We start from the raw sequence: 1,401 nt of genomic DNA on the forward strand, positions 1-1,401 counted from the left end.
TCGTCATCGTCCCCCTGGGCGTCCGCATGCTCGTCAACCCGACCAAGGGCTGGTCCCGCTCACGGCGCGACTGGGCCGAGGACCATCCCGGTGACGCCGACAGTTCCGGCTGGCTCGCCCAGACCGAGCTGCAGGCCCTCATCGGCCTGCTGGCCGTCGCCGTCTGCACGGCGGCGTGGCTGGCGCACTAGCTGTACTGAGCACGAACGTTGTTGACACCGGTGGGTGTCTGGTGAGCGAGGAAGACCTCCGATGTGGTGGAGGTGTCTAGGCTCCACACCACAGCGGAGGTCTTCGTGCCCCACCGTAACGCCCGGCTGACCGTGCATGGCAGGCTCTTGCTGGTCCAACGGGTGCAGTCTGGCCGCCCGGTCGCGCATGTGGCCGCTGAGATGGGCGTCTCTCGCTCTACCGCGCATAAATGGGTCGCCCGGTGGCGTGCCGAGGGCGTCGCCGGGCTGGCCGATCGCTCCAGCCGTCCGCACACCATCGCCCGCCGTACCCCCGCGGCGGTGGAAGACGATGTGTGCCGGCTGCGCCGGGACCGCAAACTCGGCCCAGTCCGCATCGGGGCGATCCTGGGCATGGCGCCCTCCACCGTGCACCGCGTCCTGACCCGTCACGGGCTGGCGCGGCTGGCCTGGCTCGACCGCCCCACCGGCACCGTCATCCGCCGCTACGAACGCGACCGGCCCGGCGAACTGGTGCACGTGGACGTCAAGAAACTCGGCCGCATCCCCGACGGCGGCGGCCACAAGGCCCTGGGCCGGTCCGCCTGCCCCGACCGGCGCCGCACCACCGGGTTCGACTACATCCACTCGGCCGTCGACGACCACACCCGCATCGCCTACAGCGAGATCCACCCCGACGAGAAGGCCGCCACCTGCGCCGCCTTCCTACGCCGAGCCGCGGCCTTCTTCACCGAACTGGGCATCACCCGCATCGAACGGGTACTGACCGACAACGCCTGGGCCTACCGCAGATCCACCCACTGGCGCCAAGCGCTGGACGAGCTGGGTGCGGCCGCACGCCACACCCGCCCCTACCGCCCCCAGACCAACGGCAAGGTCGAACGCTTCAACCGCACCCTGCTGGAGGAATGGGCCTACACCCGCCCCTACACCAGCAACACCCAACGCACCGCGGCCCTGGCCGACTTCCTACACACCTACAACCACCACCGCGGCCACACCGCACTGGGCGGCCAACCCCCCATCACCCGCGTCAACAACCCCGCGGGATACAACAACTAGCGGCCGGCTCGCGCCGGACGGCGGTCACTCCCGGTGGTGGCTCTCGCCGGGCCAGCTGGAGTCGAGGTCGACCGGGTCGGGGTCGATGCCGGGGACGATCTGCTCGCACCAGACGACCTTGCCGGCGGCGGTGCGGCGGGTGCCCCAG

At 70.8% G+C, this 1,401-nt stretch carries 2 protein-coding genes; both read left to right on the forward strand.

Annotation, left to right across the window (positions count from 1 at the left end; translation table 11 throughout):
- On the forward strand, positions 1-191 hold a 191-nt coding region (locus tag J4557_RS49025; RefSeq protein WP_208274823.1), incomplete at its 5' end, for a hypothetical protein.
- Positions 192-296: 105 nt separating this feature from the next.
- Positions 297-1,253 carry an IS481 family transposase gene (locus J4557_RS49030; RefSeq protein WP_208274825.1) on the forward strand — a complete coding sequence of 319 codons (957 nt, stop codon included), beginning with the start codon at positions 297-299 and terminating at the stop codon, positions 1,251-1,253.
- The last annotated feature ends 148 nt before the right edge of the window (positions 1,254-1,401 follow it).

Source organism: Actinomadura nitritigenes (assembly GCF_017573545.1).
GTDB classification, from domain to species: Bacteria; Actinomycetota; Actinomycetes; order Streptosporangiales; family Streptosporangiaceae; genus Spirillospora; species Spirillospora nitritigenes.